The organism is Lysinibacillus antri, from assembly GCF_003977595.1.
Taxonomy (GTDB): Bacteria; Bacillota; Bacilli; order Bacillales_A; family Planococcaceae; genus Ureibacillus; species Ureibacillus antri.
In genome coordinates, this window is record NZ_RYYR01000007.1 from 42,660 (window position 1) to 59,164 (window position 16,505).

Annotated in this window: 16 protein-coding genes; all 16 read left to right on the forward strand. The window is 31.5% G+C overall.

Translation table 11 applies throughout. The features are described from left to right. Positions 1 to 475 precede the first annotated feature (475 nt). On the forward strand, positions 476 to 1,444 hold the full coding sequence (gene pseB, locus EK386_RS06670) for a UDP-N-acetylglucosamine 4,6-dehydratase (inverting) (protein WP_126658259.1): 969 nt from the start codon (positions 476 to 478) through the stop codon (positions 1,442 to 1,444). Positions 1,445 to 1,479: 35 nt separating this feature from the next. Next, positions 1,480 to 2,637, forward strand: a complete 1,158-nt coding sequence (pseC, locus tag EK386_RS06675) for a UDP-4-amino-4,6-dideoxy-N-acetyl-beta-L-altrosamine transaminase (RefSeq protein ID WP_126658260.1) — start codon at positions 1,480 to 1,482, stop codon at positions 2,635 to 2,637. Next, entirely contained in the window at positions 2,634 to 3,362 is a 729-nt protein-coding gene (locus EK386_RS06680; protein WP_126658261.1) for a cytidylyltransferase domain-containing protein, read from the forward strand. Before pseC ends, EK386_RS06680 begins: the two co-directional genes overlap by 4 nt. Positions 3,363 to 3,371: 9 nt before the next feature. Beyond that, entirely contained in the window at positions 3,372 to 4,391 is a 1,020-nt protein-coding gene (gene pseG, locus EK386_RS06685) for a UDP-2,4-diacetamido-2,4,6-trideoxy-beta-L-altropyranose hydrolase (RefSeq protein WP_126658262.1), read from the forward strand. 15 nt (positions 4,392 to 4,406) lie between these two features. After that, complete coding sequence (locus EK386_RS06690) at positions 4,407 to 4,985, forward strand: formyltransferase family protein (RefSeq protein WP_126658263.1); 579 nt, start codon at positions 4,407 to 4,409, stop codon at positions 4,983 to 4,985. After that, complete coding sequence (gene pseI, locus EK386_RS06695) at positions 4,982 to 6,028, forward strand: pseudaminic acid synthase (protein WP_126658264.1); 1,047 nt, start codon at positions 4,982 to 4,984, stop codon at positions 6,026 to 6,028. Before EK386_RS06690 ends, pseI begins: the two co-directional genes overlap by 4 nt. Next, a complete protein-coding gene (locus tag EK386_RS06700; RefSeq protein WP_126658265.1) occupies positions 6,025 to 6,804 on the forward strand; it encodes an AAC(3) family N-acetyltransferase in 780 nt (259 codons plus the stop codon). The genes pseI and EK386_RS06700 overlap by 4 nt, the downstream gene beginning before the upstream one ends. Positions 6,805 to 6,843: 39 nt before the next feature. Continuing rightward, positions 6,844 to 8,118, forward strand: a complete 1,275-nt coding sequence (locus EK386_RS06705) for a DUF4910 domain-containing protein (RefSeq protein ID WP_246027602.1) — start codon at positions 6,844 to 6,846, stop codon at positions 8,116 to 8,118. Continuing rightward, entirely contained in the window at positions 8,115 to 8,855 is a 741-nt protein-coding gene (locus tag EK386_RS06710; protein ID WP_126658266.1) for a crotonobetainyl-CoA--carnitine CoA-transferase, read from the forward strand. The genes EK386_RS06705 and EK386_RS06710 overlap by 4 nt, the downstream gene beginning before the upstream one ends. 175 nt (positions 8,856 to 9,030) lie before the next feature. Beyond that, positions 9,031 to 10,722 (forward strand): HAD-IIIC family phosphatase, encoded by a 1,692-nt coding sequence (locus EK386_RS06715; RefSeq protein WP_126658267.1) that lies wholly within the window; start codon positions 9,031 to 9,033, stop codon positions 10,720 to 10,722. Further along, positions 10,715 to 10,954, forward strand: a complete 240-nt coding sequence (locus EK386_RS06720; protein ID WP_126658268.1) for an acyl carrier protein — start codon at positions 10,715 to 10,717, stop codon at positions 10,952 to 10,954. Before EK386_RS06715 ends, EK386_RS06720 begins: the two co-directional genes overlap by 8 nt. Then, positions 10,947 to 11,351 (forward strand): VOC family protein, encoded by a 405-nt coding sequence (locus EK386_RS06725; RefSeq protein WP_126658269.1) that lies wholly within the window; start codon positions 10,947 to 10,949, stop codon positions 11,349 to 11,351. Before EK386_RS06720 ends, EK386_RS06725 begins: the two co-directional genes overlap by 8 nt. Before the next feature lie 64 nt (positions 11,352 to 11,415). Further along, on the forward strand, positions 11,416 to 12,333 hold the full coding sequence (locus EK386_RS06730; RefSeq protein ID WP_126658270.1) for a class I SAM-dependent methyltransferase: 918 nt from the start codon (positions 11,416 to 11,418) through the stop codon (positions 12,331 to 12,333). A gap of 410 nt (positions 12,334 to 12,743) precedes the next feature. Beyond that, complete coding sequence (locus EK386_RS06735; protein WP_126658271.1) at positions 12,744 to 12,983, forward strand: hypothetical protein; 240 nt, start codon at positions 12,744 to 12,746, stop codon at positions 12,981 to 12,983. Positions 12,984 to 13,207: 224 nt separating this feature from the next. After that, positions 13,208 to 13,561: a flagellar protein FlaG gene (locus EK386_RS06740; protein ID WP_126658272.1), complete on the forward strand. Its 354-nt coding sequence runs from the start codon at positions 13,208 to 13,210 to the stop codon at positions 13,559 to 13,561. A 23-nt stretch (positions 13,562 to 13,584) separates the two neighbouring features. Beyond that, on the forward strand, positions 13,585 to 16,494 hold the full coding sequence (gene fliD, locus EK386_RS06745) for a flagellar filament capping protein FliD (protein WP_126658273.1): 2,910 nt from the start codon (positions 13,585 to 13,587) through the stop codon (positions 16,492 to 16,494). The last annotated feature ends 11 nt before the right edge of the window (positions 16,495 to 16,505 follow it).

Sequence of the window (16,505 nt, forward strand, 5' to 3'; positions counted from 1 at the left end):
ATTTTTGAAGTTTGTATATACATTCTAAATAATACAGTGATAAGAAAAGTCAACTAAGAACTTCTAAATTTTACTGTATGTTGAGCTACTTATTAATATATACATTCGACAAAAAAATGGTAAATTGATTGCAACATTTGAGTGGGATAAGTGTGTAAACGTAAATGTTTTTTTCAATTCGAATGGTGCGATACAGGCATAAATTTTTTGTTCGTAGTGATAAATCTACAAAACCTTTGAGAGAAAAAGAATTCTTTTTATTTATCGCTATTTTTTAGAGACACTGATAATTCACGCGTGAATTAAGACTATTGTATTGGAAATTTAAAATAATACATATTAAGCCAATGAAGAGGCGATAATACAGAAGATTGCAAACCCTTGTAAGGTTATACGAAAGGTTGATCCGTTGCGAAAAAGCAAATGATAGTTGTAGACTTTCTCGAGGGAAAAGTATGGTAATGGAGGATATTAAGTGGTTATTAAGGACAAGGTGATATTGATTACTGGAGGAACAGGATCTTTTGGTAAAAAATTTGTAAAAAAGGTTCTGAAATTAGGGGTTAAAAAGGTAATTATTTTTAGCCGTGATGAACTAAAACAATATGAGATGAAACAAGAGTTTAAGGATGATCGTATACGCTTTTTTATTGGAGATGTCCGTGACAAAGATCGTTTATACCGTGCATTTGATGGAGTAGATATAGTTATCCACGCAGCTGCTATGAAACATGTTGATGCATGTGAATATAACCCGTTTGAGGCGGTTAAAACGAATATACATGGTGCACAAAATATAATCGAAGCAGCTATTGATCGTGGAGTAGAGAAGGTAATTGCACTATCTACTGACAAAGCGTGTAGTCCTGTAAATTTATATGGTGCCACGAAATTAGCATCTGATAAATTATTTGTTGCTGCAAATGCTTATGTAGGAGAAAAGAAGACTCGTTTTTCAGTTGTTCGCTATGGTAATGTAATGGGCAGTCGAGGAAGTGTAGTACCATTCTTTAAGAAAATTCGACATACTGGAGAATTACCTATTACTGATGAACGAATGACTCGTTTTTGGATTACGTTAGATCAAGGTGTACAATTTGTTCTTGATAATTTAGAACGTATGCAAGGTGGAGAAATCTTTGTACCGAAAATTCCAAGCATGAAAGTAACAGACCTAGCTAGGGCAATTGGTCCGGAATGTAAAATTGAAATAATTGGCATACGTCCTGGTGAAAAACTACATGAAGCTATGATTATGGAAGACGATGCACGTCACACTGTTGAGTTTGATAATTACTATGTCATTTATCCTGAACTTTCTTGGTGGAAAAAAGAAGAGCATGCAGACGGAAAACCAATTCCTGATGGCTTTGCTTATACAAGTGATTCTAATACAGATTGGTTAACAATTGAACAATTAAAAGAATTAGTGGAAGAGATGTAGTCATTGACTGCATTTTTTCATTAAGGAGTAAAACAATGCGTAATTCTTATTTGCCATATGGAAAACAATGGCTAGATGATGATGATATTCAAGCGGTAGTAAATGTATTAAGAAGTGACTATTTAACAACCGGACCGGAAATTTTAGAATTTGAGCAAGTTGTAGCTAAATATGTTGGAGCTAAATATGCTGTTGCCTTTGCTAATGGTACAGCTGCAATACACGGTACATGTTTTGCTGCAGGAATTGGAGAAGGTGATGAAGTAATTACAACACCTATTACATTTGCGGCAAGTGCAAATTGTGTACGCTATGTCAATGGCAAGGTTGTTTTTGCAGATATCGATGAGAAAACATATAATATTAATCCAAAAGAAATAGAGAAACAAATTTCAGAAAAAACAAAAGCAATTATACCAGTACATTTTACGGGTCAACCAGTTGATTTAGATGCCATTCATGAAATTGCAAAAAAACATAATTTAGTTGTAATAGAAGATGCAGCACATGCATTAGGCGCAACATATAAAGGAATGAAAATCGGATCTTTGAGTGATATGACAATGTTTAGCTTTCATCCAGTGAAACACGTTACGACAGGTGAGGGTGGAATTATTACAACAAATAACGAAACGTTTTACCAAATGCTACTGCAATTCCGTTCACATGGTATTACACGTGATAAAAGTTTGTTACAAAAAGATGAGGGACCTTGGTATTATGATATGCAGTTTCTTGGTTATAATTATCGAATGACCGATATTCAAGCAGCTCTTGGGAAAAGCCAGATGAACAAGATAGATCAATTTATTGAACGCCGTAAAGAGATTGTTCAAAAATATAACGAAGCTTTTTCTAAGTTACATGAGATTATTACACCTTATCAAAGCACTAATAGTGAATCAAGTTGGCATCTCTATATCATCCAATTAAAACTTGATAAACTAAATGCTACAAGAAGAGAAATTTTTGAGGAATTAATAAATTTGAATATTGGTGTCAATGTTCATTACATTCCAGTACATACTTTATCATCATACCAACAATTGGGCTATAAACAAGGAAGTCTACCAAAAGCGGAGGCATTGTATGAGAGGATTATTACATTACCTTTATTCCCTAAAATGACAGATGACGATGTATTAGATGTAATAAATGCAGTAAAAGAAGTTATATTGAAGGTGAAAAAATGAGGATTGTGGCAATTATTCAAGCAAGAATGGGATCAACAAGATTACCAGGTAAAATTCTAAAAGAAGTCAATGGAAGGCCATTACTTTCATATCAATTGGAACGATTACAATCATCTCAATTGATTGATGAAATTGTAATAGCTACAACAATCGAAAAACAAGATGATATAATTGAAGCATACTGCAATAGAAACGGTATATCTAATTATAGAGGACCTGAATTTGATGTATTAGCTCGATATTATGAAGCCGCTGTGAAATTTCATGCCGATATAATTGTTCGCATTACTTCAGATTGCCCTTTAATAGACCCTTTAATAGTGGATAAAACAATTCAATATTTTATTGATCATCAAGGTGATGATTATGTATCTAATACAATTGATCGGACATATCCACGTGGGTTAGATACAGAAGTATTTTCATCTATTGCTTTGGAACAAGCTTATAATGAAGCTTTTTTAGAACGAGACCGTGAACATGTAACAGCATTCTTTTATACAAATAAAGAAAAATTCAAAATTGGTTCAGTTCAGAATGATATCGATTATAGCAAAAATCGATGGACTGTTGATACTGAAGAAGATTTTGAATTAATTAAGTTGCTTATTGAACATCTATATAAAAAAAATCCTACTTTTACAATGTTAGATGCTATTAACGTCATGGAACAAAATCCTGATTGGTATAATATTAATGCCCATGTAGAACAAAAGAAAATATAAGGTGATTATATGCAAATCTTTATTCGGGTAGATGCCTCTGTTGAAATTGGAACGGGACATGTAATGCGTTGTTTAACATATGCACTTGAGCAAAAAAAGAAAAAGAATGAAGTTTCATTTATTTGTCGGAAAGCACAAGGAGATTGCATTGAATTTATTGAGCAAAATGGCTTTAAAGTTTATGAATTACCTTCAGTCGAAACAACTTTATGGAATTATACAAAAAACAATTGGTATATTGATGCAGAACAAACCATTCAGGTATTTAATAAATTTAAAGTTCAACAGGTAGTAGTTGATCATTATTCACTAGAAGAAAAGTGGGAAAGAAAAATTCGCCCAATTACCAAAGAAATTATGGTGATAGATGATTTAGCAAATCGAAAACATGATTGTGACATACTATTAGATCAAAATTTTTATCTAGACATGGATACCCGATATGATGGATTAGTTCCGGAAAACACAAAACTTTTACTTGGCCCCAAACATGCTTTACTTCGTGAAGAATTTAAAATAGCTTATCAAAAGATTAAACCATTCAATGGTAAGGTTGAACGCTTATTTATTTTCTTTGGAGGAAGTGATCCAACAAATGAAACAGAGAAAGTCCTACGAGCAATTCAATCTTTAATTGTAAATTATCAATTGGAAGTGGATGTTGTAGTTGGCAATTCAAACCCAAATAAAAAAAAGATTAAAGAACTATGTGAATCAATCCACGGCGCTATGTATCATTGTCAAGTTAATAATATGGCTGAATTGATGGCAAGGGCAGACTTAGCGATAGGTGCTGGGGGAGCGACAACTTGGGAAAGAGTATATTTACTTTTGCCATCAATAGTTATTTCGATTGCAGATAATCAAATCGAAATTGCAGAAGCTATTAATCATAATGGAGTAATTACATATTTAGGACATTTTGACAAAGTGAATAATCAAGTGTTATATAATCAATTTTCGAATTTACTACAAAACACCGCAATACTTAAAAGTCAAATATATAATATGAAATCTATATTTAAATAATATTGGAGTAAAAGTATGAAAATATTATACTTAGGACCAAGAAGAAAACATTTGATAGCTTTTTTAGAGGATTTTTCTGATGTAGTTTTTCAAACAGAAGATAGAATTACTTTAGATTATTTACTAAAAGACTCTATTGATTATATAGTTAGTTACGGATATCGACATATCATAGCTAAAGATATAATTGATTTTATGGAAAATAAAACAATTAATTTACATATATCATATCTCCCTTGGAATCGAGGAGCAAATCCAAATTTCTGGAGTTTTTTAGACAATACAAAAAAAGGTGTAACCATTCATTTTATTGACGAAGGTATAGATACAGGCCCAATTATTGCTCAAAAAGAAATTATATTCCCTGAAGATATCACCCTACGTAAAAGTTATAACATATTGTCAAAAGAAATAGAAAATCTTTTTATCGAAAAATGGCCAGAAATTAGATTAGGTAAATGCAGACCTATTCCACAAAAATTAGAAGGTGGGACTATACACTTTAAAAAAGATATAAAAGAATACGAATATTTATTAACTGATGGTTGGGATACTCCAGTGACAAAATTGAAGGAAGTGAGGAAAAATAAATGAATTTTGATACATTATTATTAAATGATTCTACAAAACCATTTATTATTACTGAAATGTCTGGTAATCATAATCGGTCTTTAGAACGAGCGTTAGAAATTGTTGAAGCTGCTGCTAAAACAGGTGCCCATGCGTTAAAAATCCAAACATATACTGCAGATACTTTAACACTTGATGTTGATACTGATGATTTTAGGATTCAAGATGAAGAGAGTTTATGGAAAGGCAAATCTTTATATAAATTATACGGAGAAGCATATACTCCTTGGGAATGGCATAAACCAATTTTTGACCGAGCAAAACAACTAGGGATGATTGCTTTCAGTACTCCTTTTGATGAAACAGCTGTTGATTTCTTAGAAGAATTAGATGTTCCGTTATATAAGATTGCCTCATTTGAGAATACTGATTTACCGTTACTCAAAAAGGTTGCTTCTACTGGGAAACCTATGATCGTTTCAACAGGAATGGCAACTTTAGCTGAGTTGGATGAATTAGTTTGTACTGTGAAAGAGGCAGGATGTAAAAATTTGGTGTTATTGAAATGTACAAGCACTTATCCTGCAACTCCAGAAAATACAAATATTTTAACAATTCCACATATGAAGCAACTATTTGAGGATGTTCAAGTTGGCCTATCAGATCACACATTAGGAATTGGTGTAGCGGTAGCAAGTGTTGCATTAGGTGCGACAGTAATAGAAAAGCATTTTACGTTGTCACGGGCTGATGGTGGAGTTGACTCTGCCTTTTCAATGGAACCTGCTGAAATGAAAGCACTTGTGGAAGAATCCGAAAGAGCGTGGCAAGCTTTAGGAAAAGTAAAGTATGGTCCAACTGAAAAAGAGAAGTCATCGTTAAAGTTTAGACGTTCAATTTACGTATCTAGAGATATAAAACCTGGTGAACTATTTTCTGAGGCGAATATTAAAATTGTACGTCCTGGATATGGATTAGAGCCAAAGTTTATCGAGTATATTGTAGGGAAAACTTCTAAACTTGATATAAAACGAGGGACACCTTTAAGTTGGGAGTTAATTTTATGAGTTATATTTTATTTAAAGAAATTATAAATAATACAGGTGTTGAAACTGGTGATATTTTATTAATCGGGTCAGATGTGACATTATTAGCATATGAAGCATTACGTAATGGTGAAAAATTTAACGCTAATGTATTTATTGATAGTATTATTGAGAAGTTAGGTCAAAATGGTACATTATTATTCCCTACTTTCAACTGGGATTTTTGTAATGGTTCTACATTTGATTACAATAACACTCCTTCAAAAGTAGGTGCTTTAACAAACACAGCCTTAAAACGAAGTGATTTCAAAAGAACTAAACATCCTATTTATTCTTTTGCTGTTTGGGGAAAAGACCAAGAATACTTATGTAATCTTAATAATATTAGTTCATTTGGATCTGATTCACCTTTCGCTTATTTACATGAACAAAAAGCGAAAATGCTGATTATGGGCCTAGATTATCAGAAATCATTTACTTTCGTCCATTATGTTGAGGAAATGGTAAAAGCTTCATATCGTTATCAGAAGAATTTTACTGCTCCTTATATTAATGAAAATGGTAGAAAGCAAGAACGTACTTATTCCATGTATGTTCGAAATATGTATCCAGAGGCTATTACACATCTTAATCCTATTGGTGAGGAACTTGAAAAACAAGGTGCTTCCTGTCATTTAGCTATTAATACAGTAGATTTTTATTTGATTGATTTAGCGCAGGCATATTCAATTATAAAATATGATATTGAGCATAATGGGGCTAAAAAACTGCATATAGTTGCAGGGCAGGAAGGGTAGAAAAATAATTTTATGAATCCTATTAATAGAGAGGGACAAATGATGTATGAGCTTATGGAAAAGCTCTTTCCCATTTGTCGTAGTATTACAGGTAATGGAGTACGACAAACATTATCAATATTAAAAGAAGAAATTCCACTAAGTATTTTTGAAGTTCCCACTGGAACGAAAGTATTTGACTGGGAAATTCCAAGAGAATGGAATATCCGAGATGCATATATTATAGACCCAGAAGGAAATAAAATTGTTGATTTTAAACAGAATAACTTACATGTTGTTGGTTATTCAACCCCAATAGATCGAGATATTTCATTAGAGGAACTTCAACAACATCTATATTCATTGGAGAATCAACCTACTGCTATCCCGTATGTCACATCATATTATAAGGAAAGATGGGGATTTTGTTTAACACATCATCAACGACAAAAGTTAAAAGAAGGCACGTATCATGTATATATAGATAGCGAACTAAAAGAAGGAAATTTAACATATGGAGAAGTAATTATCCCTGGCGAAACGAATAAAGAGGTTTTTTTATCAACTTATATATGTCACCCATCAATGGCAAACAATGAATTATCAGGACCTGTAATGGCTACACAATTGATTAAATGGCTATTACAACAAAAGCAGAGATATACATACCGTATTGTATTTATTCCTGAAACGATTGGCTCAATTACGTATTTAAGCAAACATCTTTTACATTTAAAAGAACATGTGATTGCGGGATATAACATTTCATGTGTTGGTGATGAGCGTGCATTTTCCTATCTACCTTCTAGACAAGGAGATACTTTATCAGACAGAGTTGCATTACATGTGTTAAAGCATAAACACCCTAAATTTGTACATTATTCCTTTTTAGATCGTGGAAGTGACGAACGACAGTATTGTAGTCCAGGTGTGGATCTTCCTATAGCAAGTATCATGCGTACAAAATTTGGACACTACCCTGAGTACCATACTTCATTAGATAATTTGCAGTTAGTAACTGCATCTGGGTTACAGGGATGTTACGATGTTTTTGTAGAATGTATAAAGCTAATTGAAAAAAATGATTATTATCAGGTTAATTGTCTATGTGAACCGCAATTGGGAAAACGTGGTTTATATCCAACGATAAGCACTAAGGAAACAAGTGCCCAAGTACGCACTATGATGAATGTTCTTGCTTATTCTGATGGAAAACGAGACTTAATTGAAATTGCTGAAACTATTGAAGAGTCTGCAAAAAATATATTACCAATCATAGAAAAATTATTAGAAGCAAGAGTAATCCAAAATCTTAATAATGGGGTATTGAAATGAATCTAAATAGTAGTTTTGCTAGTGAAAATGAGAAAAATAATAGGGCTGACTTTCTTGAATTGTACAAAAATAATCCATTACCTGACGGGGAAATATTAAGTAATTTAGGTTTATTTATAAATCGACAGACTCTTTCAAGAATTTTATTGATGCATGAGTTGTATAAAAAAATTATAGATGTAAATGGTGTAATAATGGAATTTGGAGTTAGATGGGGTCAAAATTTATCTTTATTTGAATCATTCAGAGGAATTTATGAACCATATAATTATACGAGAAAAATTATTGGTTTCGATACTTTTGAAGGTTTTTCAAGTGTCCATGAAAAAGACGGTACATTAAATCGACTAGGAGACTATAATGTTACTCCAGATTATGAAAATTATTTAGAAAAAATTTTAAATTATCATGAATCTGAAAATCCAATTTCTCATATTAAAAAATCTGTTTTAGTAAAAGGAGATGCAACTTATACATTAGAAAAATATTTAGAACGACACCCTGAAACAATTATTGCTTTTGCTTACTTTGATTTTGATATATACGAACCTACAAAAAAGTGTTTAGAAATAATAAAAGGTAGAGTAACAAAAGGCTCAGTTATTGCATTTGATGAATTAAATCATTCAGGATTTCCTGGCGAAACACAGGCTTTTTTAGAAGTAATTGGAGCACGTAACTGTAAATTACAACGTTCAACGTTAACTCCATACGTATCATATTTTGTAGTTGATTAGATCATATGAAAATTTGTGATAATATTGAATTTATGAATCTGGACATTGATACTACTCTATGTAGTGATACATTTTCTATATCTGTTTTATAAGGAAAGGGATATTTAGTTCAATTAATGAAATTTATTTTATCCAATGCAAAAATAGAAGATTAGTATAAAATGAGGGTAAGAATATGATATCTTTTTCAATTAACAATAATTTATTAAATGCAGATTTAAATACACGTGAATTAAAAAAGTTTAGCTTTGAATTAGATACTTTAAAAGCACTTCATTTATCTATAGAGCGTACTCTTCCATTTGAATATGTTGCCCAATTTATGTCACCATTTCTTTCTTTATGGGAGCAGGATGGGGTGTTTTCGTATTCCGAGTATGATACGTCATTAGCTCAAATTTCAATAGATGAAAAAATTGATGCTTATATATTTTGGATGGATTGGCGATTGTATATGGATAGAATTAATCCTGATGAATGTATTATGTGGCTAGCTAATCGTCTAAGAATAGCAAAAAAAAACTGTCCAATTTTAGTGAATAATTGGCCAAGTTTTTGGCAACTAGATGAAAAGCAATATAGTGCGAATGTGTCAAAACGTAGTTGGATTTATCAGTTTAATGCGAAAATTGAAAAATTAAGAGAGGAATTCTCGCAGCTTGAAATTATCGATTTAGATTTATTAAGTAGTCAAATTGGTATTACTTCTTATGATGCTCGAAATAATCAAGTTAGTAATTTTCCTCTTTCAAATAAGTTAACGATGCAAGTTGCAAGACATATTTCACTACAATTATTACCATCGATGCTAGAACCAAAACTAAAAGCTATAGTATTGGATTTAGATTATACTATGTATGCTGGTATATTAGGTGAAGATGGAATTGATGGTATTCTATTAACTGAAGAACATATACAGTTTCAGCAAGTGTTAAAGAATATGAGAAAAAATGGTATTTTACTTGCCATCAGTTCCAAAAATGATAAATCAGATGTTATAGATATGTTTGAAAAACGTAAAGATTTTCCACTTCAAATGAATGATTTCACATTTATCGAGGCAAATTGGAACAGTAAAGCTGAAAACATCAAATCAATAGCTAAGAAATTTAATTTTGACGTTTCAGCAATGCTTTTTATTGATGACAATCCAGCAGAGCTAATGCATGTTCAGTCCGAAATTCCAACTATTCATGTATTACTTGCAGATGCAATGGGAAAAGAGACCGTTCACCGCCTCTTAAATTACCCAAGATTATATTCCTTGAAAAAAGATGATATGGCTGTAATACGTCAACAAGATATAAATGCAAACCAAAAAAGAAAAGAACTTGAAGCAAAGTCAGCGGATGGCAATGCTTATTTAAGTAGTTTGCAAATGCAAATTGGGATTTATGAAAATGAAGAAGCACATAAGCAAAGAGTATTTGAACTTGGTCAAAAAACTAATCAATTTAATTTAGCAATAAAAAGATATACAAAGGGAGAATTTGAAGAGAAATTCAACTCGGATAAATATAAAATATTTACAATTACCCTTTCTGATATTCTGAACGATAGTGGTATTATTGGTGCATTTATTTGTCATCTTGATGGAGATACAGCTCATTTCGAAGAAGTTTTATTTAGCTGTCGAGCACTCGGACGAAAAGTAGAAGATGCTGCATTGTATTTTATATTAAACATATTAGATGAGAAACAAATTAAATTTGTTCAATTTGATACGATAGAAGGCCCGCGAAACAAGCCAGCACTTGACTGGATTCAAATGTTTTGTAAAAGCTCGGAACATAATATACAACATGTCATTGAAACTTTAAATGAAAAGTTAAAAGATTATCCTGCGGAGGTTATTGTACATGAATGATGGATTAAAACAACAAATAAATGAAATCATAGCTGAAATTTTAGAAATGAATGCTAATGATACTAGTATATTTGATAGAGGGAAAAATACAAATTGGGACTCATTGAAGCATTTAGAGATAATAATGGCGATTGAAGAAGAATTGGATATACGTTTTAGCTCATCGGAAGTTTCAGAAATAATGAATGCTGAGGATATCTACAATTATGTGGATAAGAAGTTAAATGAATGATAAATCCATATTCAAATTCCATCATATTGGATTAGCATGTAAAAATATTGAGAAAGAAATTCTTGCCCACGAAAAATTAGATTACATAAAAGAGACTGATGTTTTTGTTGATTCAAATCAAAAGATAAAAGGTATTTTTATGGTGAATGGTGCCTTTCGTGTTGAATTATTAGAAGCAACCAATTCGGAGTCACCGATTAATAATTACTTAAAAAAAGGAATTCGAATGTATCACCAATGTTTTACAACACCTAATATACAACAGGCGATTGACTACTTACAGAATCAAGGTGCAATGTTAGTAGTTGAACCCATTAACGCTGTGGCATTTAACAATCGTAAAATTGCCTTCCTATATTTAAGAACTAGAATGTTAATTGAATTAATTGAAGAGTGATGAGTTAAATTGGAAAAAATAAATTATTCGTGAATAGTATTAGATGGTTTGGGAGGGAATATAATTGAAAATTGTTTTTGGTGCTAGTAATGGAGGAAAACAATATTTAAAGACACATAGATATACAGAAATAGATTTTTTTATTGATAATGATGTAAAAAAACAAAATAAAGATTTTCTAGGTTACGAGGTTAAAAATCCAGATGTTTTAAAATTATTAGATAAGAAAAATTTAAGAATTGCTATTGCATCAGATTATTATAGTGAAATTAAAAATCAGTTACTAGAATATGGATTGGTTGAAGGTATTCATTTTTGGAATGGAATAAACGATATTAATATCAATGATTCTTCAATATCGAATACAAAGTTTAATTTAGAAAAAGCTTTACAATTAGAGGCAAATTATGGAACAGCGAAGTTTATTAATAAATATTTACCAAATGTAAGTAGTTGTAATAGTTCATTTGCTGTTTTAAATAAAGCCATACAAGCAATCACTTTAGAGGGTATAAAACTAGAATTTGGTGTGTTTGAAGGAAGGTCAATTAACTATATTTCAAATAAAGTTGATAAAATATATGGATTTGATTCTTTCAAAGGACTTCCAGAATACTGGATAGATGGCTATCCAAAGGGCGCATTTAATCTTGAAGAATTACCTGATGTTAACAATAATGTGGAACTTATTGTTGGGTGGTTTGATGAAACATTGCCAAACTTTTTAGAACAGTATAAAGATGTTTGTGCATTTATTCATATCGATAGTGATTTATACTCAAGTGCCAAAATAATATTTGATAATTTAAAGGATAGAATTACTTCTGGAACTGTAATTGTATTCGATGAGTATTTCAATTATCCTGGATGGGAAATGGGAGAACACAAAGCATTTAGTGAATTTATTAATTGTTCAAATTTGAAATTTGAATACCTTACATTTAATAAGTCAGGTACTCAATTAGCTATAAAGATTCTTTGACCTGTATAAATCATAACTAATTTAGAGTATGTTTTTTTCAATAATAGTTAGTCTTTTAAAGTAGACAGAGGTTCTTTAATAATAACTGTTTTATTGAGATAAACCAAAACAAATCCCTAAAATTGAAAGGTTGATGTCGATTATTTTTTTGAAACTGATTCTATAATAAAGAATGGGATTTAATATGAAATTCAGTGCTCAGTATTGTAATCCTTAATCAAGCTAATATTTCTAAGCAAAGATTAGAGGAATTTTATAATCCTAGTTATAAATCGGTAAGATACGAAATTTTATAGGATTAATATGGGTAGTAATTGAGGGTGAGTTTACAAGACCAGGTATGTCTGAACGTAAAATAACAGAAGAATTAGGTTCAGATAAAAGCACAGTGACAGGATGATGGATGCTAGTTGGATAAGGACCAAGAAGTATATAAAACTTTTATGGAAGAACAGATTCGATGGTGTAAAGAACAGGATCGTATTTTGGGTGAAATAGAATCAAAACTTCATGAGATGAAAATAATCGTAGTGTTTGTAATTGACCATGAGCTAGCTTCAGAGGAATTTGATGAGTTCAATAATCAATTAAATAAATTAAAACGTGAAGTTTATGCTTTAGAAAAGCAGTTGCATTCTATTGTTCATTAAAATTCGTCAGGTATTGGTCATATTCAGTTAAATAATGGTGAGATTTTAAGCCTCTATTTCGATTTTCGGAGTAGGGGCTATTTTTCATTGTGTTAGTGCTATAAAGTATATAGAATTTGACATAAGTAATCACTTATTAAAGTTTTCTTTCAAGAGTAGTTGAAATTATTAATATTACTTCCGATAAAAAGAATAAGATGTTTATTGTATTGGGAGGGTGGAATATGCGGATTGAAACTCAGGGACACTCAATCGATCAAGTTGCTTCTTCAAAATCAATGAATACAACACAGAATAAAGAATTACAACTTTTGTCTGATGAAAAAATACTTCAAGAAGAAGATCAAAACTACTCCACAGAAAAATTACAACAAGCAGTAGATTCACTTAATGAAATTTTTGAAATTAATAATAGACAATTAAAATTTGTTTACCATGATGGTCTTAAGCAATATTATGTTCAATTAGTGGATTCTCAAACGGAAAACGTTGTAAAAGAAATTCCGCCTAAAAAACTATTAGATGCCTTTTATGAAATGCAAAAATTAGTTGGAATGATTGTAGATGAAAAAATTTAACTAAACTAGAGGGAGGAATTAAAATGGTAATGCGTATTGGTGGTCTAGCATCAGGTATGGATATTGATAGTATTGTTGAAAAATTAATGACTGCTGAAAAAGCTCCATTAAATAAATTATATCAACAAAAACAAAAATATGAATGGCAGCGAGATGCTTTTAGAGAAATTAATACAAAATTAAGAACGCTGGATACGTATATGTTTGATACTTTCAAATTAAGTAGCGGTGGTTTTAATTCAAAAACTGTAACGTCTTCCAATTCAAATTTTGTTACAGCTACAGCTAATGCATCAGCAGCAGGGAATTTATCTTTTGATGGGGTTGCCCAGTTAGCGAAAAATGCTTCTAATATTGGAAATCAAATTAGCGCAACAGGTTCTACGAGAATTGGTAATCTCATATCTGTCCCTGGAGAAGGCATGACCATAAAATTAAATGCCATACAAGCTGATGGGAAAATGCTAAAAGAAGATGCAGCAATTACAATCAAAGCAGATGATACAATTGATTCTGTCATGGCAAAAATCAATACAAGTACTGCAGGTGTTACGGCATTATTTGAAAACGGACGTTTAGCAATCACTGCGAAAAATAGTGGGAATGTTCAAGGGTCAGCTGAAGTAGTTGTTAATAACCAAGAGGGAAAAGACTTATTTAATGCTTTAGGTTTAACGAATTCTGGTGATTTAGCGTCGAATGGTACCAATGCTATCTTTACCGTTAATGGAATCGCGACAGAACGTTCAACGAATACATTCTTATTATCAGGTTATACAGTTACTTTAAAGTCTACCTTTAATTCACAGGCTACATTAGAAGCACAAAAACAAAGTCTTTTACAAAAAGTACCATTTGCATTGGACTTAATTAAGGGTGCGACAGTTCCTGCACCTACTTCATGGGCTCAAGAATCGAATGGTGTTGCAGACTATACAAAATCTGTATTTGACAGTTTATCTGCTAAAAATAAAGAATTATTTAAAAATTCTACTTTTGGTAATGTTTCAATAGAAGCTAAAACATATCTTGCTAGTTTAGATAGTACGAAATTGGGAGTGCTTAAAGGATTAAATTTTAATGATAATGCGGCAATTGATGCTCTTTCATCATCTTCTTTTAGTACTGGTGAGAAGGAATTTTTAAAATCTTTATCTGGTACTGATAAAACAGAATTAACGACCTTTGATGCTCAGTTTGATACAGTAAATACGGGTCTATTATCCCGAAATGCCAAAAATCTTCTAAGTACATTTAGCGATGATCAATTAAAAGAATTAGCAAAACGTTTAAAAAATGCAGATACATCAGTTAAAGCTAAAACTGAATTAGACGCATCTGGTAAATTTTCAGAAGACCAGGTAAGTATGATTGTAGATTTGTATTCTACAAATGATGCAAACCTTCTACGAGGCGTTATAACTGAAGCTGGTTCAGATGATGTAGCTGGGGCAGAGTTAATTAAAACAAAAAACTTTATTGTAACAGAAAATAACCTAGCATCGAATATTTCTAATTATATAAAAAAATACACAGGAACTGCAGAATCTGCCGAAATGGCATTTAACAGTTTGTCAGATAAGGGTAAAGATTTATTTAAAAATATAGCCTTTAATAGTATTTCTATGGAGGCAAAAATGTATCTTGCAGGATTAGATGATGCAAAATTAAATGCGCTAAAAGATTTAGATTTAACTCAAGATGGTACAATTGATACCCTTCCATCGTCAAGTTTTACCGCGGGTGAAAAGGAATTTTTAAAATCATTGTCGGTTACTGACCGTACTAATTTGAAGAACTTAGCAACATCGGCAAATATAGATACTTTAAAGACAATAAATGATAGTGGTGTTACATTATCACAAAATGCAAAAAATCTTTTAAGTTCATTTAGTGGTGAACAATTAAATGCATTAGCGAAGAATTTTACAAATCGAACTGCATTAGAAGGATCGAAGAAGTTTACTACTGCACAATTAGATGCAATTGCTGCTTTAGATCCTGCAGATGTTTCTTTACTAAATAATGTTGAAAATGGTTTAGAATTGAATAAAGCAAAGAATTTTATTGCCTATGAAAGTAATTTAAAATCTAGTATCCAGGATTATATTAAGGTGAAAAATGATTTAGTAGAAGTAGAAACTAAACTTGGTGGTACTTTACCAGTTGACTCTTCAAGTACAGTTCAATTAACAGCAACTACTGATTCTAATGCAATGGTTGAAAAAATTACTGAATTTGTAACAAAATATAATGAGCTAATTGCAGAGATTAATACTAAGGTAAAAGAACCGGTATTTCGTTCATACGCACCATTAACCGACGAGCAAAAGGCGGAATTAGAAGAGGAAGAAATTAAAAAATGGGAAGAAAAATCAAAAAGTGGTCTTTTACGAAGTGATTCTGTATTAACAAAAGGTCTATCTTCATTACGTTCTAATTTTATGGCTTCTGTTTCTGGTTTAGGCGATTCTACGATTGACGCACTTGCCGAAATCGGAATTACAACAACTAAAAATTATAACGATGGCGGTCAATTAGTCATTGACGGAGAAAAACTTCGCGCTGCGATTACGAAAAATGCTGATCAGGTTGCAAGTATTTTCACCAAAGCTGGTGAAAAGAAAGAAGTTATTGAAGATGGTAAATCAGTAACTAAAATGGATCATGCTACAAGTGGGATTATTGATCGTATTCGAGATTCTATCGCTTCTATTAGAAAGAATATCGAAGTTAAGGCAGGTAGAGAAACTTCTACTATGGATTCATATACAATAGGTAAAAATATGAAGTATGTCGATAACCGAATTGAAACTTGGAAGGATAAGTTGAAAAATATTGAAGATCGATACTGGAAACAATATTCTGCAATGGAGACTGCTATTAATAAAGCGAACCAACAATCAGCATTGTTCATGCAACAGTTAAGTTAATAAAATGATTT

Bases quoted from the DNA above. Each gene is read 5' to 3' on its own strand.
- pseC (WP_126658260.1), top strand. From the start codon at position 1,480: ATGCGTAATTCTTATTTGCCATATGGAAAACAATGGCTAGATGATGAT.
- EK386_RS06680 (WP_126658261.1), top strand. From the start codon at position 2,634: ATGAGGATTGTGGCAATTATTCAAGCAAGAATGGGATCAACAAGATTA.
- pseG (WP_126658262.1), top strand. From the start codon at position 3,372: ATGCAAATCTTTATTCGGGTAGATGCCTCTGTTGAAATTGGAACGGGA.
- EK386_RS06690 (WP_126658263.1), top strand. From the start codon at position 4,407: ATGAAAATATTATACTTAGGACCAAGAAGAAAACATTTGATAGCTTTT.
- pseI (WP_126658264.1), top strand. From the start codon at position 4,982: ATGAATTTTGATACATTATTATTAAATGATTCTACAAAACCATTTATT.
- EK386_RS06700 (WP_126658265.1), top strand. From the start codon at position 6,025: ATGAGTTATATTTTATTTAAAGAAATTATAAATAATACAGGTGTTGAA.
- EK386_RS06705 (WP_246027602.1), top strand. From the start codon at position 6,844: ATGATGTATGAGCTTATGGAAAAGCTCTTTCCCATTTGTCGTAGTATT.
- EK386_RS06710 (WP_126658266.1), top strand. From the start codon at position 8,115: ATGAATCTAAATAGTAGTTTTGCTAGTGAAAATGAGAAAAATAATAGG.
- EK386_RS06715 (WP_126658267.1), top strand. From the start codon at position 9,031: ATGATATCTTTTTCAATTAACAATAATTTATTAAATGCAGATTTAAAT.
- EK386_RS06720 (WP_126658268.1), top strand. From the start codon at position 10,715: ATGAATGATGGATTAAAACAACAAATAAATGAAATCATAGCTGAAATT.
- EK386_RS06725 (WP_126658269.1), top strand. From the start codon at position 10,947: ATGAATGATAAATCCATATTCAAATTCCATCATATTGGATTAGCATGT.
- EK386_RS06740 (WP_126658272.1), top strand. From the start codon at position 13,208: ATGCGGATTGAAACTCAGGGACACTCAATCGATCAAGTTGCTTCTTCA.
- fliD (WP_126658273.1), top strand. From the start codon at position 13,585: ATGGTAATGCGTATTGGTGGTCTAGCATCAGGTATGGATATTGATAGT.